The organism is Brevundimonas sp. AVps5 (assembly GCF_058681515.1).
Genome location: NZ_CM178740.1, coordinates 1,797,617 through 1,822,620 on the forward strand (window position 1 = coordinate 1,797,617; position 25,004 = coordinate 1,822,620).

The window sequence follows — 25,004 nt, forward strand, 5'->3', positions numbered from 1 at the left end:
CGATGACCGCCCGTGCGCCGCGCCTCCTGCCGGATCAGGTCTTCGCCCAGGCGCGCGAACGCATCCTGTCCGGCCGCCTGGCCGCCGATGCCCCGATCCGTCAGGATACGCTGGCGCTGGAGCTCGGGGTCAGCAAGATCCCGCTGCGTGAGGCCCTGGCACGGCTCGAGAGCGAGGGGCTGGTCGTTTCCCATCCCAACCGCGGCTACATCGTCCGGCCGCTGTCCCGCGCCGACGCGGAAGACGTCTTCGACCTGCGCCTGCGCATCGAGCCCAACGCCTGTGTTCGAGGCGCCCTGGAAGCGGACGACACTGCGCAGCAGGCCGCCTGCGCCGCCTTCGCCGCGCTCGATGCCGCCCTGCGCAACGGGCTGGCCGATGTCGGTCGCCGCAACCGTGAATTCCATCTGGCGCTGATCCGGCCGTCCGGGCGCAGTGTCACCATCGAGACCGTCGATCGCCTTCTGGCTCTGTCGGAACGCTATGTGCGGGTGCATCTCGGCGAGCATCGTCGGCTCGACCGTGCCAGCCATGAGCACGGGATCCTGCTGCAGTCCTGGCTGGAGCGCCGGACCGAAACCGTTCGCCGGGAAGCCCGGGCGCATATCCGGGCGACCCTGGTCGACCTGCGCGCCCAGTTGCCGGAAGCCTAACGCCCCGGCCAGGCGGGAACATCGGCGAACGGCTCGTCGAGACTGTGCTGGGGTCGGGTGAACCACTCCGGCCCGGCGTCGGTGATGTGGAAATGGTCCTCCAGCCGCACGCCGAACCGGCCAGGGACGACGATCATCGGCTCATTGGAGAAACACATCCCCGTCGCCAGCGGCGTCATGTCACCCTTCACCAGATTGGGAGCCTCGTGGATGTCCAGGCCGATGCCGTGGCCGGTGCGGTGCGGTGCGCCCGGCAGGCGGTAGCCCGGGCCGAAGCCGTCGGCCTCGATCGACCGCCGCGCCGCCGCATCGACAGCCTCGCAGGCAACGCCGGGCCGGGCCGCGTCGAAGGCCGCGGCCTGGGCCCGTTTCTCGGCCTCCCAGACATTGCGGATCTCGGGCGTCGCCTCGCCGAACACATAGGTGCGGGTGATGTCTGAGTTGTAGTCGGCGATCCGCGTGCCGGTGTCGATCAACACCACGTCGCCCCTCGCCACGGCCCGGTCGCCCTCCCCGCCGTGCGGCAGGGCGGTGTCCTCGCCGAAGGAGACGATGCAGAAGGTGCTGCCCGAACCGCCCAGCGCCCGGTGCTGGTCGTCGATGAAGCGAACCACCTCCGACGCGTACTGTCCGACGCGCAGTTGATCGTGCGCACGGCGCTGGACCTCAAGGGTGATGGCCTTGGCATGGCGCATCAGGGCGATCTCGGCCGGCGATTTGCGGCTCCGCAGCGGGTGGATCAGGGGGGCGGCGTCGGTGAGGCGCGCATCGTCGACCTCGGCCCGAAGACTGCGGTACATGGCCAGGGCGATGCGCTCATCGACGGCCATCCGGCCGGTGGTCCCGATCCGGTCGGCGACCAGCCGCCATGGGCTCTCCTCCTCCTCCCAGGCCAGGATCTCGCCGGGGAGGGTGATCAGCCCTTCGACCTTGTCCTGTTCGAAGCGCGGCGTGATGTAGTCCAGTCCCCCGGACGCATGCACCAGGGCACCCAGCAGTCGTTCGGAGGGGTACCAGTCAACGCCGGTGAAATAGCGCAGGCTGGAAGTCGATCCGAGCAGCACGGTCTCGACACCGGCCGCCTCCATCCCGCGCCTCAGCCCGGCCAGACGCGCCTGTCGCTCAACCGCGCTGATGGGAGTTGGCACCGATACTGAAACACTCGCCATGGCCTGCTCCGGACGTCACTGGATTGAATATCGTATACGATCGTGCTCGGTTGGAGGCTGAACGACAAGAGGGGGGGAAGCCTTGATCCTGACAATTCTGCTGACAGCCCTGGCTGTGCTGGCGACAGCCTTCGTGTTGGTGCTGGGGCGCGTGGCCCTGAAGCGCGGGACCGGTCTACCCGGATCCGAGGCGGTCATCCTCGGCGCGGTGGTCAATTTCTTCGACACCCTCGGCATCGGCTCCTTCGCACCGACCACCGCCTGGCTCCGGTTCCGCAAGATGACGCCCGACAGCTTCATCCCCGCAACCCTGAACGTCGGCCACGCCCTGCCCACCATGGTGCAATCGGCGGTCTTCCTGGTGCTGCTGGGCGTGCACGTCGACCCCCTTCTGCTGGTGTCCTGCATCGTCGCAGCGGTGGCCGGGGCTGTGGCCGGAGCCCCGCTGATGGTCCGCGCGCCGGTGCGCGTGGTGCAGGGGATCGTCGGCGTCGCCCTGCTCATCGCCGCGGCACTCTACGCCATGAGCAATCTGGACCTGATGCCGATCGGCGGAACCGCCACGGCACTGGGGCCCCGCCTGATATGGATCGCCGTCGCCGCCCATTTCGTTATGGGGATGCTGATGGCTTTCGGGATCGGCCTCTACGCCCCGGCCCTGATCCTGCTCAGCCTGCTGGGCCTCGACCCGCGCCTGGCCTTCCCGATCATGGCCAGCGCCTGCGCCTTCCTGATGCCGACCACCGGCTTCCGCTACATCCATGCCGAACGGATCGACCTGCGGATCGTGATCGGTATCGCCCTCGGCGGCATTCCGGCGGTTCTGGTGGCCGCCTTGCTGGTCAAGGAAATGCCCATCGAGCCGCTGCGCTGGGCCGTGGTGGTCGTGGTCCTCTATGCCGCCGCCCTGTTGCTGCGGACTGCGCTGCGCCGGCACAGGCCGCAACGGCATCTGCAGTGAAAACCTGATCCGGTCGTTAGCCGTTCGCCGAGGAGAGTTGGAGCGCTTTCTCAGTGGCCAAGCATAGGGCCCGCGAGCTGAAACGCCGCCAGGATCAGGATCAGAAGGCCGATGGCCTGAGCGAACGGCCGGACGGGCAGGATCCTGGCGACACGTGCCGCCAGGGGTGCCGCCAGCACGCCGCCACAGATCAGGCCGGCGACGGAGGTTCCGTAGCGCTGCAGATCCTCCATCTCGCCCCAGTGGCCGGTCAGCAGCGCCGTCAGGAAGGTGGTTGAAACGGCGATCGCGACGACAGCCTCAGCGGCGTTCGCAGTGCCCACGGCCTGACGGGGCGGCTCGCCCACTCCGACCAGGGTGGTGGTGACCGTGGGGCCCCAGCCCCCTCCTCCGAGCGCGTCCAGGAAGCCGCCGAGCACGCCGAGCGGGGCCGCGCCCGGAGGCCGCACCAGGCGGAGGCGGATCTCCCTTGAGGCCCGGAACAGGATCACCAGGCCCATCAAGGCCAGCCATCCGAGCACGAAGGGTTTGATGAACTTGCCGTCAATGGAGGTCAGCAGAATGCCGCCCGCTACGCCGCCGATCACGCCCCCGATGGCGAGCGGCCAGAACAGCACCCAACGCACGTTGCCGTGGAGGAAGTGCGAGACGCCCGAGGCCGTGCCCGTGAACACCTTGGCCGCATGAACACTGGCCGAAGCGGCGGCCGGCGGCGTGCCCAGGCTCAGCAACAGCGTCGATGAAATGACGCCGAACGCCATGCCGAGGGCACCGTCCACGAGTTGGGCCGCAAACCCGACCAGCGCGAAGAGGAGAAAGTCCTGCATCAATGGGTTCCCGAGGCCGGTTTGAGCCAGGGCGGCGTCGGCAGGCCTCGCGCAGACAGAAACTCGGGATTGAACAGTCGTGAGGCGTAGCGGGCACCCGGGTCGCAGAGGACCGTCACGATGGTCTTGCCGGGGCCGAGCTCCCGGGCGAGCCGAGCGGCGGCGACCAGGTTCACGCCGCTGGAGCCGCCGAGCGAAAGACCCTCATCGGCCACTAGATCGAACAGGAGCGGCAGGAAGTCTGCGTCCTCCACCCGGTAGGCGTGGTCCGGGGTGAAGCCTTCGATATTTCCGGTGATGCGACCAACGCCGATGCCCTCGGTGATCGAGGTCCCTTCGGACGTCATTTCGCCCTTGGTAAACCAGTTGAACAGCGACGCACCGGCCGGATCGGCGAGTGCGGTCCGGATCGCCGGGTTGCGTTCCTTGAGGAAGCCGCCGACGCCGGACAGCGTGCCGCCAGAGCCGACGACGCTGACGAAGGCATCGACCTTTCCGCCGGTCTGCTCCCAGATCTCCGGCCCCGTGCCCTCATAGTGAGCCGCCCGGTTCGACAGGTTGTCGAACTGATTGGACCAGAAGGCTCCGGCAGGCAGGGAGGCGTTGAGTTCCTTCGCAAGCCTGGCCGAATGGTGCACGAAATGGCTCGGGCTCGAAAAGGGCGCGGCATCGACCTCGACGAGCCGGGCGCCGACGGCCCGCAGCACCTGCTTCTTCTCCTCGGACTGGGTTCGCGGCATGACGATGACCGCCGGATGGCCGAGCGCCGCACCGACCAGGCTCAGGCCAATGCCGGTGTTGCCCGCCGTGCCCTCCACGATGGTCCCGCCCGGTCGCAACTCGCCAGACGCTCGTGCGCGCTGGATGATGGAGAGCGCGGCCCGGTCCTTGATGGACTGGCCGGGATTCAGGAACTCGGCCTTGCCGAGGATCTCGCAGCCCGTCTCTTCGGACAGCCGGTTGAGGCGCATGAGCGGTGTTCGACCGATCAGGTCGAGAACTGAACGTTGAGACGTCACGGGAGTACTCTTGAATTCGGGTTGTCGGCCGGATCAGCCGGCGAACTTTGCCTGACGCACGAGATGAATGCCGCACTCAGTTTTTGCGGCGCCGGACCAGCGACCGTCGCGGGCCGCGTCGGTCGCTTCTATCGGTCGGGTACAGGGCCAACAGCCTATGGACGGGTAGCCGTTGAGGCTGAGGGGATGGCGGGGCAGCGCCTCGGCCACGAACCGTTCCTCGATCTGCCCGGAAGACCAGCTCACCAGAGGATTGGCGCGCACCCGGCCTTCAAACAACTCGAATGGCTTCATGTCAGCGCGATCAGCGGTCTGGTGACGCTTCCTGCCAGTGATTACGAGATCGATGTCGGCCAGGGCTCGATCAAGAGGGCGAACTTTTCGAACATCGCAGCAGGCGTCCGTGTCGACCTTCCAGAGCGCTTCGGCCGGATCGGACTCTTCCAGTTCGTCCTTGAACGGCGTCACGATGCGGATGTCGGTCAGGCCGAAGTGATGGGCCAGGAGGTCGCGATAGGACAAGGTCTGCATGAAATGCATGCCGGTATCGATGAAAACGATCGGCGTCGTCGGGTCGATCCGGGCGACCAGAGACAGGAGAACGGCGGACTCGGCTCCGAACGATGACAGGACGGCCGGGCGCAGGCCCTGATTGTCCTTGAGAGCGATCCACAGAATGTTATCCGCGCGGTCTTCGCGAACGCGCTTGTTGAAGTCGTCGGTTACCATGGCGCTCACGCGCCGAGGTGCGCGGAGCGGTTCAGACGGGGGGACCGACGCGGCAGGCGCGGCCGGCCGGCGACGTCGCCAGATCGGAAGCTCGCGTGTGGCCGCCGGCTGATAGACGGCGCTGAACACCCCGTCGATGCGACGCCAGGCCTCCACGTCGGCGTTCGCGCCGACGACCACGCCGTCAAAGCCGGTACGGCGAAGATGGCGCGCCTGGTCGGGGATAAGGCGTCCGTCAGCGATCAACTGGCCGCCGAAGCCGCGTTCGCGCAGCACCGATGCCAACGAAAACCCCCGCCCGTCCCGAAAGGCATCGAACTCAAGGATGATGACCTCGGCGGTGGCGGCGGCCGCCTCCACCTCGTCCAGCGAACTGCTTACCGGCAGCCGCAGGCCCTCCGGCGCTTCATCAAGCCACTGCATCGACGGTCTCATAGATCGCGTCGCGGAATGGCCCGACACCAGCACGACGCACGGCAGCGAGGAATCCCTCACCGTCCTCGCGAATCTCCAGATATCGCCTCAGCGCGCGCTCGACCGCAGGCGCCACTTCGTCGGCCGGCAGGCTTCGTCCGACGATCTCGCCGAGGGCCGCCGTCTCGTCCGGCGAACCGCCCAGGGTGATCTGGTAGTATTCCTCACCCTTTCGATCGACGCCGAGAACGCCGATGTGGCCCACGTGGTGATGCCCACAGGCGTTGATGCAGCCGCTCATGTTGACGCGGATCGCACCCAGCTCGTCCTGGAAGTCGAGGTCGGCAAGACGCTCGGACAGGGCCTGCGCGACCGGGATCGAGCGGGCGTTGGCGAGGCTGCAGTAGTCCAGCCCCGGGCAGGCGATGATGTCGGTGACCAGATCGGCGTTGGGCGTCGCCAGGCCAAGCTCGGACAGCCGCTGCCAGAGTTCGGGGACGTCGTCGAGTTTCACGTGCGGCAGGACCAGGTTCTGTTCATAGGCGGCCCGGACTTCGTCGAACGAGTACCGGGTCGCCAGATCGGCGACCGCATCCATCTGGTCGGCCGAAATGTCGCCGGGCACCCCGCCGCGGGGCTTGAGGGAAATGATCACCGCCGCGTAGCCGGACTGCCTGTGGCGTCGCACATTGTTGCGCGCGAACCGGCTGAACTGGCGGTTGGCCAGAACAAGACCGTCGAAAGCGTCGCTGGCCTTGGGAAGGAGCTCAAAAGCCGGAGGAGCAAAGTACGCCCGGATACGAGCCACCTCTTCCTCAGGGATGCGCAGGTCCTCCCGCTTCAGGGTGGCGAAGTGGCGATCGACTTCTTCACGGAAGGCGTCGATGCCGAGCGAGGCGACCAGGATCTTGATCCGGGCCTTATGGATGTTGTCGCGACGCCCCAGCAGGTTCCACGCCCGCAGGATGGCCGTCAGATAGGCCAGCAGATCCTCGGCAGGGACGGCCGGCGCGATCTCCTGGGCGATGTGAGGCAGGCGCCCCTGCCCGCCCCCGACGAAGACGCGGAAAGCGGTCCGTCCGGCATCTCCGCGCACGATCTGTAGTCCGATGTCGTGGGTCCGGATGGCCGCGCGGTCCTTGGCGGCGCCGATCACGGCGATCTTGAACTTGCGCGGCAGGAAGGAAAACTCGGGATGGATCGTCGACCATTGGCGCAGGATCTCGCACCAGGGGCGCGGATCCTCGATTTCGTCGTCGGCGCAGCCGGCGAAGACATCGGTCGTGACGTTGCGGATGCAGTTTCCCGAGGTCTGGATCGCGTGCATCTCGACCTCGGAAAGATCGGTGAGTAGCGCGGGAATATCGCTCAGGGCGGGCCAGTTGTACTGGATGTTCGTCCGGGTCGTGAAATGGCCGTAGCCCTTGTCGTAGGTCCGGGCGATGTGGGCCAGACAATGAAGCTGGCGGCCATCCATGGTGCCGTAGGGAACGGCGACGCGGAGCATGTAGGCGTGGAGCTGCAGATAGACGCCGTTCATCAGGCGCAGCGGCTTGAACTCGTCCTCGGTCAAGGCACCGGACACACGGCGGGCGACCTGGTCGCTGAATTCGGTGATCCGGTCACGGACAATGGCTGAGTCGAACTCGTCGTAGCGATACATCAGGCGTGATCCAGACTGTGACCAACGGTCGGCCCTTGGGCGCGAATGGTCTCCTTGAGCCGGTCCCGGCCGGACGGGCCGTGGACCTCAACCTCGACCAGATAGGGCCCGACAAACACTCCCGGCTCGAGAAGCGCGCGCTCAAGAGCGCGTTCAGACGTTTCCCCGGCGAACCGGGCGGCCTGACGAAGGCTCGAAACCGGACGCCCCGCGACGCCGAGGTAGATGACCCGCCCGTCCGACAGACGGTTTGCAGTCAGGACCTTCATGCCGCGATCTCATCGGACTGACGCCGACCGGAGGCCTCGGTCCAGGCCGCGACCTCGCCGACCACGAGGAGGGCCGGACTGGCGATGGCTTCCCGCCGGACCAGATCGGCCAGGTTTTCAAGCCGGCCGGTAAAGGTCCTCTGGTTGGGTCGGGATCCATTCTCGATCACGGCGACCGGCGTTTGCGGATCACGCCCGCCCGAGATCAGACGGTCCTGCACGTCCTGGGCTCCCGAGACGCCCATGTAGACCGCCAGGGTATGGTTGGGCGCCGACAGCGCTGACCAGTCCGCAGACGCGCCGCCCGAGCGGGTCTCGGCTGTGACGAAGGTCACCGCCTGGGCCTGCTCGCGGTAGGTCAGGGGAATACCGGCGGCGGCGGCGCATCCAAGCGCAGCGGTGATGCCCGGCACCACGATGACGTCGACACCCGCTGCCCGAACCGCTTCCAGCTCCTCGCCTCCTCGCCCGAAGACGAAGGGGTCGCCGCCCTTGAGCCGGACCACCCGATGACCCTTGCGCGCCTCGGCGATCAGGAGGGCGGCGATCTCGGCCTGCGGGACGGAGTGGTCCTTGCGATGCTTGCCGACATAGATCCGGTGCGCGTCGCGACGGCCGCGATCGAGGATGGCCGTCGGCACGAGGCGGTCATGCACGATAACGTCGGCGTCCTGAAGCGCGCGGAGCGCCTTCAGCGTCAGCAGCTCCGGATCTCCCGGCCCGGCGCCGACGAGGTGCACCACGCCCGGCGGCGTGGTCCCGGTGTTGAGCAGACGAAGCATATGCCGACGCGCTTCGGCTGTTCTGCCCTCGACTGCGAGAGCGCTGGCGGGTCCGCGGAAGGCCGTTTCCCAGAACCGGCGGCGCGCGGTGAAGTCAGGCAGGGTGGCAATGACGGTCTGGCGCAGATCCTGGGCCAGTTGTGCCAATCGATCGAGGCCGGCCGGCAGGGCGGCCTCGACGCGAGACCGGACCTCGCGGGCCAGGACTGGGGCAACACCCCCGGTGGCGATGCCGACGACCACGCCGTCGCGGTCGATCAACGCCGGGGTATGGAAGTCGCTAAGCGCGGGCTGGTCGACCACGTTCACCTGTGCACCGCTGGCCCTGCCCCAGGCCGCCACCTGATCGCGCAGGTCGCTATCGGCGACGGCGATGAAGACCAGTCGAACGCCGTTCAGGTCCGACTCGGTCGGCCAGCGCCCGATGGCCGTATCAACCGGCGCAGTCGGGCCGGCAAACCACCGGACGTCGGCGCCGGAGCCATCGAACAGCCGCGCCTTTGCAGCCGCGGCCGATCCTTCGCCCACGATGACGACGGTCGCACCGGGCAGGGGGATGGAAGCAAGGAAGACGCGCATCGGACCAGTCCTGGCGCTCCTATGGCCAGGCTTTCGAACCGACGCCTACGAGCGGGACCATTCGCCAACAAACGATATTGTCTTTGGGTGGCTGATAGGATTTCTATCAAGGATGACCCGCACCGTCCTCCCGCTGAACGCCCTTCGTGCGTTCGAGAGCGCCTCGCGCCATCTCAGCTTCTCGCGTGCGGCCGACGAACTGGCCGTCACCCCCGGCGCCGTCAGCCAGCAAATCCGCCAGCTGGAGGAGATCATTCGCGCTCCGCTGTTCAAGCGTGAGACCAAGGGCCTGCAGCTCACCGACCTGGGGCGTTCGGCCGCGCCGCTCGTCGCGGAGGGGCTTGACCGGTTGAAGGATGCCTCGACCCTGATGCGCGAACCGCCGCGCCGGCGCCAAGTCTCCATCAGCGTCACCCCTTCGTTCGCATCCAAGTGGCTGATGCCGCGGATGGACGATTTCCACCGGGTCCACCCGGACATCGAGGTCTGGGTCTCGGCCGACATGGAACCGGTCGCCTTCGATCACGGCGCGACGGATCTGGCGATCCGTTACGGAGCCGGTGACTACGCCGGCCATGTCTCGGACAGGCTGCTGATCGAGACCGTCCTGCCGGTCTGCGCTCCTGCGCTCATGCAGGGCGCGAACCCGATCCGGGTCCCGGCCGATCTCGGCGGACATGTTCTCTTGCACGATCTGTCCAACGACGGAGATGCCAGCCGTCCCGACTGGCCCATGTGGTTGATGGCCCGGGGAGTGAAGCACGGCGACCCGCGTCGCGGGTCCCGCTTCAACCAGTCCGCCCTTGTGATCGAGGCGGCCATCGCCGGGCGCGGCGTGGCCCTGGCCAAGCGGACCCTGGCTCAGGCGGACCTGGCAGCGGGACGGCTCATCGCACCCTTCCACGACGGCGGGGCGGTCGTCGACTTCGCCTATCACGTGGTGTATCCGAAGACGCGCCCCCTGTCGTCGAGCGCCCAGGCCTTCACCGGCTGGCTGAAGAAACAGGCGGCCTTCCACGACAGCGGGCTGGACCAGCTCTAGCCGGGACCGGCGTCGCAGCAGATTTTCTGATCCGGAGGATTAGAAGAAGTCGTTCGCGCCAGGTCGTGACCGTCTCCTAACAGGCAGGCCTGTTTTCCGGAGGCCCGCATGACCGACCTCGCCACTCTCGAACGACCGGCCGTTTCCGCGGCTTGGCACGACCAGCCGATCCTCTGGACGAAACGCTGGACCGACCGGCTCTTCAGTTTCGCGATCGAAAGGCCGGAAGGCTTCCGGTTCCGGTCAGGCGAGTTCGTCATGATCGGTCTTCCCGCAGAGCAGCCGGGTGGAAAGCCGACGCTGCGCGCCTATTCGATCGCCAGTCCGACGTGGTCCGACGAGCTGGAGTTCTTCTCGATCCAGGTCCCGGACGGCCCTCTCACCTCACGTCTGGGCCTCCTCAACCCTGGCGACCGGGTGCTGCTGGGCAGGAAGCCGACCGGCACTCTGGTGCTGGACGCCCTGACCGGTGGCACCCGTCTCTATCTGATCGCCAGCGGCACCGGGCTGTCACCCTGGCTCAGCGTGCTGCGGGACCCCGACACCTGGGAAAGGTTCGATGATGTGATCGTGACCCACACGGTGCGCGAAGCCCGGGACCTCGCCTACCGCCGGTTCCTCACACAGGAAATCTATGACGATCCGCTCGTCGGCGACCTGGCTCGTGGTCGCCTGCTCTACTATCCCACAGTCACGCGTGAACCGTTCATCCGGACCGGCCGGATCACGGACCGGATCGACAGCGGCACCTTCTTCGAGGACCTCGGCATCTCTGCCGGCTTCGACCCGTCGGTGGATCGCGCCATGCTCTGCGGCTCGACCGCCATGATCCGGGACGTCGCCGCCCGCTTCCAAAGCGCCGGCCTGAAGGAAGGCTCGAACGCGGCCCCGGCCCATTTCGTGCTCGAACGCGCCTTCGTCGGCTGACCGCAGAAAAACTATCCAGCCCATCCAGTTCATATCGTTCGACCCAAACGGTCGGCGCGGGCTTGAGTTGGGCGCACCTTCGAGAAGCCGATGACCTTGACCCCCTCGCTTGTCCGACTGACCGACACGCCGCCAGCCCCCTTGCAGGCGCGGGGACAACTGTCGCCGCACCTCCGCCGACTTGAAGCCGAGGCGATCGAGATCTTCCGGGAAGTCGCGGCGACTGCGCGAAATCCGGTCATGCTCTACTCGATCGGCAAGGACTCCGGCGTCCTGCTGCATCTGGCCGCGAAGGCCTTCTACCCGGCTCCGCCACCCTTCCCTCTCCTGCACATCGATACGACCTGGAAGTTCCGGGACATGATCATCCATCGCGACACGGTGGCTGAAACCTACGGCGTCCGGATCATCGTGCACATCAACGAGGACGGGGTGAAACGGGGCATCTCGCCCCTGGCGTCGGGCTCGTCGGTGCACACTCAGGTCATGAAGACCGACGCGCTCAAACAGGCGCTCGGCCTGCATGGCTTCGACGTCGCCTTCGGCGGTGCCCGGCGCGATGAAGAGAAGAGTCGCGCCAAGGAGCGCATCTTCTCCGTGCGCGGGCCGGGCCACACCTGGGACCCTCGCCGGCAGAAACCGGAGCTCTGGACGCTCTGGAATTCCAGCCTGATGCCGGGTGAATCCTTGCGGGTCTTCCCGCTGTCGAACTGGACCGAACTCGACATCTGGGAATACACGCGCCAGCAGGGCATCCCGGTCGTGCCGCTCTATTTCGCCGCCCCTCGTCCGGTTGTGGTTCGCGGAGGCTCGCTGATCGTTCGCGACGACGACCGGCTTGAACTGGCCGAAGGCGAAGTGCTTGAAACCCGGTCCGTCAGGTTCCGCTCGCTCGGCTGCTATCCACTTTCCGCTGCTGTGGAATCGGACGCCGAAGACATTGATGACGTGATCGCCGAGCTGAGGTCTACCCGCAGCTCGGAACGCCAGGGCCGACTGATCGACGCCGACGAGACGGCCTCAATGGAGCGCAAGAAGCGCGAGGGATATTTCTGATGGACGGCGAGCTTTTAACCCTTCGCCGCATCCAGCCCGATCGCCCTCTTCGCGATCATCTGCGGTTCCTGACCTGCGGCTCCGTCGATGACGGCAAGTCCACTCTGATCGGCCGGCTGCTTCATGACACGGGCCAGATCGCCGACGACCAGCTGGTGACGCTCAAACGCGACAGCACCCGCTTCGGGACCACGGGTGAGAATCTGGACTTCGCGCTCCTGCTGGACGGCCTGGAGGCTGAACGGGAACAGGGCATCACCATTGATGTCGCCCATCGCTATTTCTCGACCGCACGGCGCAACTTCATCGTCGCCGACACGCCGGGGCACGAACAGTACACCCGAAACATGGCCACCGGCGCGTCCGGCGCCGATGCGGCGGTCATCCTTGTCGACGCCACACGGGGCATCACCGCCCAGACCGAGCGACACAGCCGCATCGTCTCCCTGTTCGGGATCCGCCATGTGATCCTGGCTGTGAACAAGATCGACCTGGTCAATCACGATCCCGAGGTTTTCCGGCAGATCGAGGCCGCCTATGCCGCCTTCGCAGCGGGCCTCGCATTCCGCTCGGTCATCACCGTCCCGATCAGCGCCCGGGACGGCGAAAACATCGTTGAACCAAGCCTGGCCTTGAGCTGGTTCGCTGGACCCACACTGATGGAGGCGCTGGAGAGCCTCCCGGTGGAGGACGGACGGTCCGCGCGCCCCTTCCGCTTCATCGTCCAGTACGTCAACCGGCGTGACCAGAGCTTCCGCGGGTACGCCGGAACCGTAGCCTCGGGCCGGATTCGGGCAGGCGATCAGATCGTCATCAGCCCATCGGGAAGCACGGCGACCGTTTCGCGCATCGTGACCTGGGACGGCGATCTGACCTCGGCGGAGGCGGGTGACGCGGTTACACTCGTCCTCAAGGAAGATGTCGACATCACCCGGGGCGACGTCTTCGCCTTGCCATTCGCGCGGCCCGCGACCGTCGAGCGTTTTTCGGCCAGCCTTCTCTGGATGGACGATACGCCCTTCTCGCCCGACCGGGCGTTGCGCATCCGGATCGGATCCAGGACGGGGCCTGTGCGCGTCGCGCTCATCGACACAGAGGTGGGCGAAGCCGCGACCCTCGCGCCCAACGACATCGCCCGCGCGGCCGTCAGCCTGTCTTCACCGGTCGCGTTCGATTCTTTCGCGGACAACCCGGCTCTCGGCAGCTTCGTCCTGATCGACCGCGACACCGGCGCAGTTGTCGCCGCCGGCGTGGCTGAGAAGGCCCTGGATCAGTCGCGCAACATCTACCCGACAGCCAAGGTCGTTTCCCGGCGCGAGCGCTCGCAGTTGAACGGGCACGAGAGCGGCGCGATCTGGATGACCGGCCTTTCAGGATCAGGGAAGTCGACGATCGCCGCCGCACTGGAGCGGGAACTTCATGCCCGCGGGGTTCGTACAATCCTGCTCGACGGCGACAACCTGCGTCACGGCCTCAATCGAGATCTGGGCTTCTCGCCAAAGGACCGCGCCGAAAATATGCGCCGGGCCGCCGAAGTGGCCAGGTTGTTTGCAGATGGGGGCGTGATCAGCATCTGCGCCTTCATCTCGCCCAGCGAAGCCGCCCGTCAGGCGGCGAGGGAGCGGTTCCCGGCCGGGGCCTTCCTCGAAATCTTCGTGGACGCGCCGATCGACGCCTGCAGAGCGCGAGACCCGAAAGGACTCTACGCCCGGTCTGACGCCGGCCAGATCGTCGATCTTACAGGCGTGGGCTCGGCCTATGAATCGCCGCGCCATCCGGAATTGGTAGTCGATACGATGAGCCTGTCCCCCGAAGCGGCCGCTCAGCGCATTCTCGGATTGCTTGAGGAACGTCGTTGGATCGGTGCCATCTGACGACCGACGCGATGATCACCCCACCGCAGTTACACCGCGCGATGGGACACGACCGGTCGGTGCCTCTGAATTGGGCCTCAGCAGAGGCTGCGACTCCTGTCCTGACAACACCATCGGGAATGCGCTGCGCCGCCGGACCATGCAGTTGTGACGGCTCGTCGCAGAGAAGCGGTGAGGGGTGACGCGCCCGTCCGCGTATCGAGGGCAAGACCTGCTTTCGATCGAGGCCCATGTCCACTTTGATAATTCGTCTGGCCGACAGGACGCCGCCGCGTTGCCGTGCAGCCCTGCGTTCGATCCTGGCATTTGGTCTCATGGCGACCCTCGCCGCCTGCGCCACCGTTGATCCGACCGAGGACACGGCAGAGATCAACCAGCTGCTGATCGATCGCGGTGCGCCCGCCCTGGGTTGGGAGACCAACGGTGTAGCCGGGGACGAGGCGACGGTTCAGGCCTGGCTGGCTGAGCCCATGACCGTGGACCGGGCCGTGCAGATGGCGATGGTGCGCAGCCCCCGGCTTCAGGAGCAGTACGGCGAACTGGGGCTGGCCCGCGCCGACATTCTGGAAGCGGTGCAGGTCGCCAATCCGCGTCTCAGCGCCTCGCGGCTGGCGCTCGAAGATGGGCCCGGATCGCAACTTTCCTACGGCCTGGCCATGCCCCTCGTCGATCTGCTGGTGCTGCCGTCGCGGGTTCGGCTGGCGCGCGCGGAGCATGAGCGGGCGCGCTATCAGATCGCCTCTGCGGTCATGGAGGTCAGCCTCGAGGTCGAGGCCGCGTGGTATGCCCATGTCGCCGCCCGGCAGGTCGCCGGGATGCGTGCGGCCGTCGCCGAAGGGCTGGATGCTTCGGCCGATCTGGCGCAGCGCTATTTCAACGCGGGCAACATCTCAGAACTTCAGTTGAGCCGCGAACAGGCCGCCGCCAGCGAGGCGCGGATCGACGCCGCACGAGCGGCGGTGGACGCCCGCATGGCGAGGCTGGACCTGACCACATTGATCGGCCTGACCGGCCCCGAGGCCGACTGGCAGGCCACGACGACGCTGCCCCTGCCGGTCGCGGCCGAGGACGATCCCGCGGACCTCCGGCGCATGGCGGCCGAGAGCAGCCTGACCCTTCTGGCCGCGCGCCGTGAGGCCGAGATCAGCGCCAGTGCCGCCGGCGTTACCCGCGCCTTCCGCCTGCTGGGCGACACCGGCATCGGCTATGAACGCGAGGAGGAGATCGACGGCGCGCGGAACAACGGACCGACGCTCGATCTGGAACTGCCGATCTTCAACCAGGGCCAGGCGCGGGTGGCGCGGGCGCAGGCCCAGCTTCAAATCGCACGCGCGCGTCTGGCGCGGATCGAGTTGAGTTCCGCCAATGCAGTCGAGGCGGGCGCGGAACGGGTGCGGGTCATGAGCGACATCGTTCGCATCCACCGCGAGGCCCTGGTGCCCCAGCGAGAGACCGTTGTGGCGCGCAGCCAGGAGGAACAGAACTATATGCTCATCGGTGTCTTCGACCTGATCCGGGCCAAGACCGAGGAATATGACGCCTGGCAGAGCTATCTGGAGGCCGTACGTGACTACTGGCTGGCGCGGGTCGATCTGATGCGGGTGGTGGGCGCGCGTCTGCCGAGCGAGCGCCAGGCCAGCGAGCCGACCCCGAGCGTGTCGGACATCCTGACGCCGCCAACGGGCGGCGCGATGGAAGGCATGGACCATTCCCGGCATGGTGCCGAACCCGTTGCTGCGCCTCCGCCCGCCTCGGCTCCCGATCACAGCAATCACGGAGGCCGCTCGTGAGCGTGAGCCGCAGAGACATCATGCTGGCAACGGGCACTGTGGCCCTGGCCTCGGCCGCCGGACCGGTCAGCCGCGCCGTGGCCCAGGATCATTCCGGCCATGCCATACCGATGCCGGTGCCGGCGGCTGCGTCCCCGGCTTCCGCACGCGTCACCGCTGGCCCGGTGGAGACCAGCCCGCGCGACGGTCGCTACACCCCGGTGCGGACGCTGAACGGCTGGACCCTGCCCTGGCGCATGAACGGCGGCGTCAAGGAGTTCCACCTGATTGCCGAAGAGATCCAGCATGAGTTCGGCCCGGGTTCGGTCGCGACCTGCTGGGGCTACAACGGGTCTACACCCGGCCCGACGATCGAGGCGGTCGAAGGTGACCGGGTTCGCATCTTCGTCACCAATGGCTTGAGGGAACACACCACGGTCCACTGGCACGGCCTGATTCTGCCCTCGGGCATGGACGGGGTCGGCGGCCTCAGCCAGCCGCACATCCAGCCGGGCGAGACCTATGGGTATGAGTTCACACTGCGCCAGCACGGCACCCATATGTATCATCCGCATGCGGATGAGATGACGCAGATGGCCTATGGACTGATGGGGCTTTTCATTATCCATCCGCGCCAGCGTGACGCCATCGACCGCGACTTCGCCTTCCTGCTGCATAATTGGGCTCTGCATCCGGGGACATGGCGGCCCGATCCGGCGGTGATGACCGAGTTCGACCTGTGGACCTTCAATTCAAAGGTCTTTCCAGCGATCGAGCCGCTGGTGGCCCGCACGGGCGACCGGGTCCGTATCCGCGTCGGAAACCTGTCGATGTGGAACCACCCGGTCCACCTGCATGGCGTCCAGTTCGACGTCACCGGCTCTGACGGCGGGCGGGTGCCCCGGGCCCAGTGGCGCAAGGAAGTTACCGAGACCGTCAGCGTCGGCCAGATGCGCGACATCGAGTTCGACGCCGTGCCCGGCGACTGGGCTCTGCACTGCCACATGGCTCACCACACCATGAACGCCATGGGCCACGACATCCCCAATCCGACGGGCGTCGATCAGACTGGCGTCGAGGCCCGGGTCCGCAGGATGCTGCCTGGCTATATGGCGATGGGTCGCGACGGGATGGCCGAGCATCAGGAACATACCGACGGGGGTCACCAGGGCCCTGCCAACACCCTGCCGATGATGATGGGGCGCGGGCCGTTCGGGAACATCGAAATGGGCGGAATGTTCACCCTGGTGAAGGTCCGCGACGATATCCGCGCGGGCGATTACGGCGATCCGGGCTGGTACGAAAACCCGCCCGGTACCGTTGCCAGCCGTGTCAGCACCGACCGCAATTTCGGCGCGCCGCCCAGACGTCCGGCCTGAGCGCGCATCCGCAGTTTCATCCCAGGGAAAAGACCATGACCAAGACCCTCATCTTCGCCACCGCCGGCCTGTTCGCCGTCCTCGCGGCTGGCACCGCCAGCGCCCAGACCACTCCGGCGGCCGACCCGCACGCCGGACACACCATGCCTTCGACGCCACCGCAGATTGCGCCTCAGACGACCGCGCCCGCCGATCCTCATGCGGGCCACACCATGCCTGCGAGCTCGCACGCCGGACACGACATGTCTGCTATGTCGAGCATGAGCGTCCCGGCACCGACGGGCACCGCCCTCAGGGCCTCCTCGCCTGCCGCCGGAGCCATGCTGAACGCTTCGCCGACCGGGATTTCGATGACCCTGCCGCATGCGATGACGGTGGACTCGGTCGTCCTGACCAATGCTGCGGGCCAGCGTATCCCGCTGTCGGCCACCCTGTCGGACGCCGAGCTCGACTCCCTGACGGTGCCGGTGCCGGCGCTGGCCGCAGGCACCTATACGGTCGCCTGGATCGCCTCAAAGGGCGCAAGCCACACCATGACCGGCACCTTCGCCTTCATGGTCCACTGAGCGTAGCGTTCACCCTCAATTCAACGGAGACGACCATGACCCGAATCCAGAAGATCCTCGGCGTCGCCGGTGCCCTGACCTTGTTCAGCGCTGGTGCCGCCTTCGCCGCCGAAGCCTGCTGCTGCGAAAGGATGAAGTCCGACGGCGCGATGGATCACACCATGCCGATGCCCACACCTGCACCTGCACCTGCACCGGAGCCGACTCCGCAACCGGCCCCGGCACCTGCCGCTGACTGACAGAACTCAACCCTGCCGAACCGCTCTTCGCGGACCTCGACTGAATGACCGACCGATCTGGAGATTCCATGCCTCGTCCTCTCGTCGTTGCCGCACTCGCTGCCGCGCTTCTTTCGTCCACGGCAGGCGGGGCGGGAGCCCAGGTCGGCCCGGGGTCGGTCGGTGCCGTTGCATCCGAAGCGTCAGAAGCCGCTGCGGTCGTCGATGCCTTCCATGCGGCGTTGAAAGCCAACGAGACAGACAAGGCTCTCGGCTTGCTGGCCGAGGATGTGATGGTCCTCGAGGAGGGCGGCGCGGAACGGTCGCGCGACGAATATGCTGCCCACCATCTTGAGGCAGACGCATCCTTCGCTGCCGTAACGGAGGCGACGATCACCCGCCGCGCGGGCTGGGCCGACGGCGCTGTCGCCTGGGTGACGAGCGAAGGCCGGACGACCGGCCTGGCCGGGGATCGAACCATCGACCGGCTGACGGTCGAGACCATGGTGCTGAAACGCGGACCCGACGGCTGGCGCATCCAGCATATCCACTGGTCCTCGCGCGCCTCCCCCGCCGCGTAAGGCATCACGCCCTATCGAAGAACGCTCCCATCTGCGTGCCCAGCGCCTTGCGCGCGCGATAGAGACGGGTTTCGACCGCCTTGGGCGAGACGCCCATGACGGCGGCGGCCTCGGCAGTGCTCAAGCCGTCCAGCGCGGTCAGGATCAGTGGCGTCTTCAGCGCGTCCGGCAGGGTCGACAGCGCGCAGTCGAGCGCCTGAAGCGCCTGTGTGTCCAGGGTCTGGGTTTCGGCGGACGGAGCGTCGCTGGCGATCTCGATCAAGGCGGCTTCTGTGCCCGGCCTCGTCCCGAAGATCAGCCGCCGAACGGTGGCCCGCCGTCCATGATCGCGGCATTTGTTCAGGGCAATGGCGCGCAGCCAGGTCGTGAAGGCGCGGTTCGGGTCGTACCGGCCCAGCGCCGACCAGGCGGAAACGAAGGTCTGTTGCGTCAGGTCATAGGCGTCGTCGGCGTCGCCGACATAGCGACGGCAGAAGCGATAGATACCGTCCTTGTGCCGCCGCATCAGGGTGGAGAAGGCACGCGTGTCGCCGGTCGCCGCCTCGACAGCCAGCCGGGCATCGTCATCGGCCCCCGCCTGGTCGCTCCGGGACGTCACTGCTCCTGTTCGGTCAGGGACGCCGTCACCGTCCGGTCGAACCGGACCTGCTGCTCGGGCGTCAGCACATCGCGCATCTCGAACACATGCAGGATGGTCTGTTCCTGGAGTTCGCCCATCGCACCGTGGAACCGGTTGATCGCGGCCTGGGCTTCCGGTCCATAGGACTTGTCGGCCTCGATGGCGCCGGCCAGTTGGCGGTTGGCAGCCTGCATCTCCTGCTCCAGCGCCACGCGACGGGTGGCGAACCGGGCCTCGGCGGCGTCGATCCGGGTGAGTTGGTCAGGCGTCAGGCCAAGGTCGTCGTGGACCAGCTGGTGCAGCGACGACGTCTGTTCGCGGTGGGACAGCCAGTGCACCGCGCACGCCGCACCGATCGCCCCTGCGATGACCGCCAGCACGATGCTGAGGATCAGGTACCGCCTTGAAGCATTCACGCGTTATCCGCCAGCAGGGTCGAGGGAGCGAGGGGCGAATGGGCCGAGAAGACCGACATCTCGCTCGGCCGGTCGAAGGACGTCATGGCGAAGGTGCCCGTTACGGCCCCTGCGACCAGCGCGGCCGAGACGGCGGCCCACTGGATCGGCCGCAGGCGCATTGCGGACAAAGCGGGTCGAGCGTCGATCACGCGCCAGGCGTCGCGGTCAAGGCCGGTCAGGTCGCGGTCGGTCGGCGTGCCGGCCAGTGCCGTCAGAAGTCGATCCAGAGGTGTCATTGTGTCGGTCCGTGCGTACTTGCCCCGGATACTATACGCGACATCAGCGTCAGACCCTCAACCGCCCGACATGGGCGCGATCCGCCCCATGGCGGCGACGGCCAGAAGGACGAGAACGCCCAGCGCGGTCTCGACGCCGACGCTGGTCTTCAGGCCGGACAGGGCCGAAACCGACCCGACCTTTTCTCGTTCCAGGCGCGGCACCAGGACGAACCGATTGACGGCGGCGAGGCCGAGCATCGCGCCGAACAGGGCGATCTTGGCGATCAGGATTTGACCATACGGATGGCTCGCCATCTGCCCGATCCGATCCACGCCGACGAGGACTGCGCTGTTGATCAGGCCTGTGACGATGATCACAAGCACCGCCAGAGTCCCGAGAGCCGAGAAGGCCTTCAGGTCGTCCCTGACCAAGGCCGCGTTCGGGGGGCCTGAAGCGCTAGCGAGTGCCCCGGTCAGGGCCACCAGCGCCCCGATCCAGATCGCGGCGGCCAGAAGGTGAAGAACATCGGAGATCAGATGGGCGAGCGCCCAGAACCCCTCGGTCGCCGCGCCATGGCCGGACCAGGCGAAACCGGCGACGATCACGCCGCCGATGAGGGTGAGCACCGGCTGCTTCGTGGTCCGGTCGGGCATGATGAGCAGGACGAGCAGGAAGACGGTCGTCAGCACCAGCCGGGCCCCGAGCGCCTTGCCGACCTGGAGACCGGTCAGCACCGACCAAAGGGCCTCGACGTCCAGCGCGTCCGCCAGGGTGCCGTACATGTTCACGGTCAGGGCCAGGGTCGCCGCCGACGCCCCGATCAGAAGACCCAGCGCACTGGCGATCAGGGTCAGCCGAAAGGGGACGCCAGTTCTTCCCGCCGCTTTCCAGGCCCTGCGGCGATAGACGGCGAAGGCCGGCAGGCCGAACAGGACGAGGCCGAACCCGAACTGCGCCAGGCGGATCAAGACCTCCACCCAGGCGAGCGTCATGATCAGCGGACCGTGAAGCCGTAGTCGCCCTGCATCCGGTGGCCGTCGGCCGACACGATCTGCCACTCGACGCGGTAGGTGCCGGGAGGGAGCGGTCGTGCCAGCGTCGCCGTCAGGGTGCGGTTGTCCGATCCGACTGCGCTCTCTCCGGCGACCGTTTGCCCCGAGGCGGAAACGACCTGCACGGTCGAGAAGCGGGTCTCGACATGCGCACTGAACTCAAGCTGGACGCGTTGAATCGGTGCGACCGTCGTGTCCCTGGCCGGGTTGGCACGCACGAGGGCGGCGTGGGCGAAAGCGGGGGTCGCGGCGACGACGACAGTCGCGGCGCTGATGAGGCCCAGGGCTGCGCGGGTGAAATCGACCATCAAACTCTCCTCGTGCAGCGACGTCCGCCGTTCATAGGGAGATACGTTCCAAACGCCACTGTCCCTCAAGGATCTCTCCGTCGCGCCCACGACTGGAGACCCGTCAGCATGACCAGGATTTGGCCGGGACCGTCGGATGTCCGCAGCGGGTTGGTAGAGGTCCTGAACAGCCGGAACGAGCCAGGTGCGGACATCCGCTCCGGTCTTTCGGGGGATGTCCGCGTCTCGCTGAGAGCGACGGTTGGTGATGTCCGCTTTCGGTGGGTTGAACGAAACATCCAGCCCTTGGTGAGGGCGTAGCGATCGGGCTCATAGCCGCAGACCAAACCTCGGCCCGAGCCAGATCATCCCGAGCACCGAGATCAACGGCAGCGAGGCGATGAGCGGACCAAATCCGGGGTGGCGTCTGGACACGGTCGAGATCGCCGCGATGATGACGCCCGAGATCGCTGCCTTGAGGATGAAATAGATCATTTAGACCACCCGCTCGACCTCAGACTATGCGCCCTCGGTGCGCAGCGTGATCGTCACCGGCTCGCCGGTGCGGTTGCGCCAGAACCAGCCGTGGCGGCCCGTGAAGGCGGCGGTCAACAGGCCGTTGACGAACAGGATCAGCAGCCCGGGCAAAAGGACGCCGAAGGGCGTCCTCAGCCAGGCCGCCCATCGATGGTTCGGGGTGGTCGTGCCCTACTCCGGTAGAAGCGAAGACGGTTCATCCAGGCGGGCCGGGTGCCTGCCGGTCGAGGCGGGCGTCCGTGCACGAGGCTGTAGAGGGCGGGCAGAACGAGCAGGGTCAGGATCGTCGAGGAGATGATCCCGCCGATCACGACGGTCGCGAGGGGGCGTTGAACCTCGGCCCCGGCACCTACGTTCAACGCCATCGGCACGAAGCCCAGGCTGGCGACCAGGGCGGTCATCAGCACCGGCCGCAACCGGGTCAGGGCACCCTCGCGGATCGCCTCGCCGAGCGGCTTGCCCTCGGCAATCAGGGTCCGGATGAAGCTCACCATAACCACGCCGTTCAACACGGCGACGCCGGACAGGGCGATGAAACCGACCGCCGCCGAGATCGACAGGGGTAGACCCCGCATTGCCAGCGCCGCCACACCCCCGGTCAGCGCCAGAGGCACACCGGAGAAGACGATCGCCGAGTCCTTGACCGACCGGAACAGGGCAAACAACAGGCCGAAGATCAGCAGCAGTACTACCGGCACCACCAGCTGCAGCCGCTTCGCCGCCGAAATCAGTTGCTCGAAGGTCCCCCCGTAGGTGATCCAGTAGCCGGCGGGGACCTCGACCTCGGCTCCGACCTTCTGCTGCACCTCGGCGATGAAGGAGCCCAGATCGCGACCCCGCACATTGGCCGTGACGACCACGCGCCGCTTGCCGTCCTCGCGGCTGATCTGGTTCGGCCCCTTCTCCACGGCGATGGTCGCGATCTCTTCCAGCGGCACGAAGGCTGTCCCGCCCGAGCCCGGCACGGGGATGCGGAGGCGACCTATGCTCTCGGTATCCTCCCGCAGGGTTTCGGGCAGGCGGACTACCACGTCGAAGCGTCGGTCCCCTTCGAACACCTGGCCGGCGACGACGCCGCCGATCGAGGCCGACACCACCTGCTGGACGTCGTCCATGCTGATGCCGAGTCGTGAAAGCGCGGCCCGGTCGGGTCTGATCTGGAGCACCGGCAGGCCGGTGACCTGCTCAACCGAACTGTCCTCGGCCCCCTCGATGCCGCCGATCACGCCCTCGACAGCGTTGCCGACCTCCAGCAACTGATCGAGGTCGTCACCGAAGACCTTGATGGCGACGTCGGCCCGAACGCCTGACAGCAGTTCGTTGAACCGCATCTGGATCGGTTGGGTGAACTCGTAGTTATTTCCCGGGATCTCGGCGACGGCCGCCTGGAGTTCGGCCAGCAATTCGGCTCGCGGTTTGCGGGGGTTGGGCCAGTCCTTGCGGTCCTTCAGCATGATGAAGGTGTCGGCGACGGATGGCGGCATAGGGTCGGTAGCGATCTCCGCCGTGCCGATCTTGGCCACAACCCGCTCGACCTCCGGGAACCGGGCGATGCGTCGCTCCAGCGCCGTCTGCATCTGAACGGCCTGGCTGAGCGAAGTGCCGGGAATGCGCAGGGCGTGCATCGCGATGTCGCCTTCGTCGAGGTTCGGGATGAACTCCGACCCCATCCGGCTCGCGCCCAGCGCAGCGATGGCGACCAGGGCCAGGGCGACCGCGACGAAGGCGACCCGCAGCCGCAGAGCCATGTCCAGCGCCGGTTGGTAGAACCGACGCGCGCCCCGCATGACGAAGCTGTCCTTCTCCTCGACCTTGCCGGTGACGAACATGGCGACCGCAGCGGGCACGAAGACCAGCGAGAGCACGAGGGCGCAGGTCAGGGCGATGACGACGGTGATCGCCATCGGGTGGAACATCTTTCCCTCCACCCCGGTCAGGGCGAAGATCGGGACATAGACCAGGGTGATGATCAGCACGCCGAACAGCGATGGCCGGATCACCTCGCTGGAGGCCGAAGCCGCAAGGGCGAAGCGTTCGTCGCGGTTCAGCAAACGACCCTGTTTCTTCTGCGCCTCGCCGAAGCGACGCAGACAGTTCTCGACGATGATGACGGCGCCATCGACGATCAGGCCGAAGTCGAGCGCTCCAAGGCTCATCAGATTGCCGGAGACCCCCGTGCGCACCATGCCGGTGATGGTCATCAGCATAGTGATCGGGATAACGGCCGCCGTGATCAGGGCGGCGCGGATGTTCCCCAGCAGCAGGAACAACACCACGATGACCAGCAGCGCGCCTTCGAGCAGGTTCTTCTCGACCGTGTGGATCGCCCGATCAACGAGGTCGGTCCGGTCATAGACGGGAACGGCCCGGACCCCGGCAGGCAGCGCTTTCGCGGCCTCGTCGAGTCGGGCGGCGACAGCCTGGGCGACAGTGCGGCTGTTCTCGCCGACCAGCATGAACACAGTGCCGAGCACGACCTCGCGGCCGTCTTCGGTAGCGGCGCCGGTCCGCAGTTCCTCTCCCATGACCAGATCGGCCACGTCGGCGACCCGGACGGGCACGCCGTTGCGGTTAGAGACGATGACCGCCCCGAGGTCTTCAAGGCTTTCAGCCTGGCCCGGGACGCGGACCAGGTACTGTTCGCCATAGCGTTCGACATAGCCGGCACCGACGTTGGCGTTGTTGCGGTTCAAAGCCTCCACCACCTCGGCCATGGTGACGCCGTAGGCGACCAGCCGGTCCGGCCAGGGGGTGACGTGATACTGGCGCTCGAACCCGCCGATGGTGTTGACGTCGGTCACGCCGGGTGTGTTGCGCAATTGCGGACGGATGACCCAGTCCTGAAGCGTGCGCAGGTCTTCGGGCGTGTACAGTTCGCCGTCCGGTCGCCGGGCACCGCGTTCGGCCTCGATCGTGTACATATAGATTTCGCCGAGACCGGTGGCGATGGGACCGAGTTCGGGGGTCAGGCCATCGGGAAGCTGACCCCTCGCGGCCTGAAGCCGTTCATTGACCAGTTGGCGGGCGAAATAGATGTCGGTGCCGTCCTCGAAGACGACGGTCACCTGGCTCAGTCCGTAGCGTGAGACCGAGCGGGTGTATTGCAGCCCCGGCACGCCTGCGATGGCGGTCTCGACCGGGAAGGTGATCCGCTGTTCGGATTCCAGCGGCGAGAAGCCAGGCGCTTCCGTATTGATCTGGACCTGGACGTTGGTGATGTCGGGTGTGGCGTCGATCGGCAGGCGCTGGAAACTCCAGACGCCGACCGCGCAGGCCAGGACCACGAGCGCCATAACGATCCAGCGGAACCGGATCGACAGCGCGATGATGCGTTCAAGCATGTTGATCAGCGCCC

The 25,004-nt window shown here is 66.9% G+C and carries 26 protein-coding genes; 11 read left to right on the top strand and 15 right to left on the bottom strand.

Annotation, left to right across the window (positions count from 1 at the left end; all coding sequences use genetic code 11):
• Window positions 1–2 precede the first annotated feature (2 nt).
• Entirely contained in the window at window positions 3–653 is a 651-nt protein-coding gene (locus ACW18A_RS09250) for a GntR family transcriptional regulator (RefSeq protein ID WP_492021437.1), read from the top strand.
• Here the strand turns inward: ACW18A_RS09250 and ACW18A_RS09255 are convergent.
• Complete coding sequence (locus ACW18A_RS09255; protein WP_492021438.1) at window positions 650–1,822, bottom strand: M24 family metallopeptidase; 1,173 nt, start codon at window positions 1,820–1,822, stop codon at window positions 650–652. The genes ACW18A_RS09250 and ACW18A_RS09255 overlap by 4 nt on opposite strands.
• A gap of 82 nt (window positions 1,823–1,904) precedes the next feature.
• Between ACW18A_RS09255 and ACW18A_RS09260 the strand changes: the two genes are divergently transcribed.
• Window positions 1,905–2,783, top strand: a complete 879-nt coding sequence (locus ACW18A_RS09260; protein ID WP_492021439.1) for a TSUP family transporter — start codon at window positions 1,905–1,907, stop codon at window positions 2,781–2,783.
• Between the two features lie 50 nt (window positions 2,784–2,833).
• Here ACW18A_RS09260 and ACW18A_RS09265 read toward each other — a convergent pair whose 3' ends face one another.
• From ACW18A_RS09265 to cysG, 6 genes are all read right to left on the bottom strand, one after another.
• Window positions 2,834–3,610: a sulfite exporter TauE/SafE family protein gene (locus ACW18A_RS09265; RefSeq protein WP_492021440.1), complete on the bottom strand. Its 777-nt coding sequence runs from the start codon at window positions 3,608–3,610 to the stop codon at window positions 2,834–2,836.
• The gene (locus tag ACW18A_RS09270) at window positions 3,610–4,581 is read right to left on the bottom strand and encodes a cysteine synthase A (protein WP_492021441.1); all 972 of its coding nucleotides are present in this window, start codon (window positions 4,579–4,581) and stop codon (window positions 3,610–3,612) included. Before ACW18A_RS09270 ends, ACW18A_RS09265 begins: the two co-directional genes overlap by 1 nt.
• 81 nt (window positions 4,582–4,662) lie before the next feature.
• Window positions 4,663–5,826, bottom strand: a complete 1,164-nt coding sequence (locus ACW18A_RS09275; protein ID WP_492021442.1) for a phosphoadenylyl-sulfate reductase — start codon at window positions 5,824–5,826, stop codon at window positions 4,663–4,665.
• Window positions 5,768–7,435 carry a nitrite/sulfite reductase gene (locus tag ACW18A_RS09280; RefSeq protein ID WP_492021443.1) on the bottom strand — a complete coding sequence of 556 codons (1,668 nt, stop codon included), beginning with the start codon at window positions 7,433–7,435 and terminating at the stop codon, window positions 5,768–5,770. The genes ACW18A_RS09275 and ACW18A_RS09280 overlap by 59 nt, the downstream gene beginning before the upstream one ends.
• Window positions 7,435–7,704, bottom strand: a complete 270-nt coding sequence (locus tag ACW18A_RS09285) for a DUF2849 domain-containing protein (protein WP_492021444.1) — start codon at window positions 7,702–7,704, stop codon at window positions 7,435–7,437. The genes ACW18A_RS09280 and ACW18A_RS09285 overlap by 1 nt, the downstream gene beginning before the upstream one ends.
• Window positions 7,701–9,065, bottom strand: a complete 1,365-nt coding sequence (cysG, locus tag ACW18A_RS09290) for a siroheme synthase CysG (RefSeq protein WP_492021445.1) — start codon at window positions 9,063–9,065, stop codon at window positions 7,701–7,703. The genes ACW18A_RS09285 and cysG overlap by 4 nt, the downstream gene beginning before the upstream one ends.
• A 112-nt stretch (window positions 9,066–9,177) precedes the next feature.
• On the opposite strand from cysG, the gene gcvA reads away from it, so the two are divergent.
• From gcvA to ACW18A_RS09335, 9 genes are all read left to right on the top strand, one after another.
• Window positions 9,178–10,107 carry a transcriptional regulator GcvA gene (gcvA, locus tag ACW18A_RS09295; RefSeq protein WP_492021446.1) on the top strand — a complete coding sequence of 310 codons (930 nt, stop codon included), beginning with the start codon at window positions 9,178–9,180 and terminating at the stop codon, window positions 10,105–10,107.
• A gap of 108 nt (window positions 10,108–10,215) precedes the next feature.
• Complete coding sequence (locus tag ACW18A_RS09300) at window positions 10,216–11,034, top strand: ferredoxin--NADP reductase (RefSeq protein WP_492021447.1); 819 nt, start codon at window positions 10,216–10,218, stop codon at window positions 11,032–11,034.
• 90 nt (window positions 11,035–11,124) lie between these two features.
• Window positions 11,125–12,090 carry a sulfate adenylyltransferase subunit CysD gene (gene cysD, locus ACW18A_RS09305; protein ID WP_492021448.1) on the top strand — a complete coding sequence of 322 codons (966 nt, stop codon included), beginning with the start codon at window positions 11,125–11,127 and terminating at the stop codon, window positions 12,088–12,090.
• Window positions 12,090–13,964 carry an adenylyl-sulfate kinase gene (gene cysC / locus ACW18A_RS09310; RefSeq protein ID WP_492021449.1) on the top strand — a complete coding sequence of 625 codons (1,875 nt, stop codon included), beginning with the start codon at window positions 12,090–12,092 and terminating at the stop codon, window positions 13,962–13,964. The genes cysD and cysC overlap by 1 nt, the downstream gene beginning before the upstream one ends.
• Before the next feature lie 230 nt (window positions 13,965–14,194).
• Window positions 14,195–15,754 carry a TolC family protein gene (locus tag ACW18A_RS09315; RefSeq protein WP_492021450.1) on the top strand — a complete coding sequence of 520 codons (1,560 nt, stop codon included), beginning with the start codon at window positions 14,195–14,197 and terminating at the stop codon, window positions 15,752–15,754.
• A 20-nt stretch (window positions 15,755–15,774) separates the two neighbouring features.
• Window positions 15,775–17,112: a multicopper oxidase family protein gene (locus ACW18A_RS09320; protein ID WP_492021451.1), complete on the top strand. Its 1,338-nt coding sequence runs from the start codon at window positions 15,775–15,777 to the stop codon at window positions 17,110–17,112.
• 35 nt (window positions 17,113–17,147) lie between these two features.
• Window positions 17,148–17,678 (top strand): copper resistance CopC family protein, encoded by a 531-nt coding sequence (locus ACW18A_RS09325; RefSeq protein WP_492021452.1) that lies wholly within the window; start codon window positions 17,148–17,150, stop codon window positions 17,676–17,678.
• Between the two features lie 35 nt (window positions 17,679–17,713).
• Window positions 17,714–17,917 (top strand): ammonium transporter family protein, encoded by a 204-nt coding sequence (locus tag ACW18A_RS09330; RefSeq protein ID WP_492021453.1) that lies wholly within the window; start codon window positions 17,714–17,716, stop codon window positions 17,915–17,917.
• A gap of 68 nt (window positions 17,918–17,985) precedes the next feature.
• A complete protein-coding gene (locus tag ACW18A_RS09335; RefSeq protein WP_492021454.1) occupies window positions 17,986–18,477 on the top strand; it encodes a YybH family protein in 492 nt (163 codons plus the stop codon).
• Window positions 18,478–18,481: 4 nt separating this feature from the next.
• Here the strand turns inward: ACW18A_RS09335 and ACW18A_RS09340 are convergent, their stop codons facing one another.
• The 8 genes from ACW18A_RS09340 to ACW18A_RS09375 form a co-directional block, all read right to left on the bottom strand.
• The gene (locus ACW18A_RS09340; RefSeq protein ID WP_492021455.1) at window positions 18,482–19,075 is read right to left on the bottom strand and encodes an RNA polymerase sigma factor; all 594 of its coding nucleotides are present in this window, start codon (window positions 19,073–19,075) and stop codon (window positions 18,482–18,484) included.
• A complete protein-coding gene (locus tag ACW18A_RS09345) occupies window positions 19,072–19,512 on the bottom strand; it encodes a Spy/CpxP family protein refolding chaperone (RefSeq protein ID WP_492021456.1) in 441 nt (146 codons plus the stop codon). Before ACW18A_RS09345 ends, ACW18A_RS09340 begins: the two co-directional genes overlap by 4 nt.
• Complete coding sequence (locus tag ACW18A_RS09350) at window positions 19,509–19,790, bottom strand: hypothetical protein (RefSeq protein WP_492021457.1); 282 nt, start codon at window positions 19,788–19,790, stop codon at window positions 19,509–19,511. The genes ACW18A_RS09345 and ACW18A_RS09350 overlap by 4 nt, the downstream gene beginning before the upstream one ends.
• Window positions 19,791–19,847: 57 nt before the next feature.
• Window positions 19,848–20,765: a copper homeostasis membrane protein CopD gene (gene copD, locus ACW18A_RS09355; RefSeq protein ID WP_492021458.1), complete on the bottom strand. Its 918-nt coding sequence runs from the start codon at window positions 20,763–20,765 to the stop codon at window positions 19,848–19,850.
• A 2-nt stretch (window positions 20,766–20,767) separates the two neighbouring features.
• A complete protein-coding gene (copC, locus tag ACW18A_RS09360) occupies window positions 20,768–21,133 on the bottom strand; it encodes a copper homeostasis periplasmic binding protein CopC (protein WP_492021459.1) in 366 nt (121 codons plus the stop codon).
• A gap of 309 nt (window positions 21,134–21,442) precedes the next feature.
• Window positions 21,443–21,607 carry a hypothetical protein gene (locus ACW18A_RS09365; protein WP_492021460.1) on the bottom strand — a complete coding sequence of 55 codons (165 nt, stop codon included), beginning with the start codon at window positions 21,605–21,607 and terminating at the stop codon, window positions 21,443–21,445.
• A gap of 24 nt (window positions 21,608–21,631) precedes the next feature.
• Entirely contained in the window at window positions 21,632–21,760 is a 129-nt protein-coding gene (locus tag ACW18A_RS09370; protein ID WP_492021461.1) for a hypothetical protein, read from the bottom strand.
• A gap of 20 nt (window positions 21,761–21,780) precedes the next feature.
• On the bottom strand, window positions 21,781–24,990 hold the full coding sequence (locus ACW18A_RS09375) for an efflux RND transporter permease subunit (RefSeq protein WP_492021462.1): 3,210 nt from the start codon (window positions 24,988–24,990) through the stop codon (window positions 21,781–21,783).
• Window positions 24,991–25,004: the final 14 nt, after the last annotated feature.